Origin of the sequence: Psychromonas arctica, assembly GCF_038155225.1 — a bacterium.
GTDB lineage: Bacteria > Pseudomonadota > Gammaproteobacteria > Enterobacterales > Psychromonadaceae > Psychromonas > Psychromonas arctica_B.
This window is the reverse complement of the sequence record NZ_JBAKBA010000159.1, coordinates 1-246: the sequence shown is the minus strand read 5'-3', so window position 1 is coordinate 246 and position 246 is coordinate 1. Positions and strand designations below refer to the sequence as shown.

Annotated in this window: 1 pseudogene; it reads right to left on the bottom strand. The window is 42.7% G+C overall.

From position 1 onward, the window contains the following. Window positions 1–105 (bottom strand): annotated as a pseudogene (locus tag V6255_RS18160) (SAM-dependent methyltransferase); the annotation flags it as partial. Window positions 106–246 lie beyond the last annotated feature (141 nt).

Sequence of the window (246 nt, the reverse complement as noted above, 5' to 3'; positions counted from 1 at the left end):
TAAATACGCAGCAGACGCAGCCGTTGCGCTCACACCGGGAATTACTTCATAATCAATACCATGCTTTTCTAAACTTCGAATTTGCTCTGCAATTGCGCCGTATAAAGCAGGATCACCACATTGTTAACGCGCCGCATCCTTACCTGCTTAAGCAGCTTCAACAAAATACGCTTCCATCTCATCAAGATTGATTATCGCCGTATCAACAATCAATTCAGCGCTATCTTCAACATCTTGTAAAGTTTG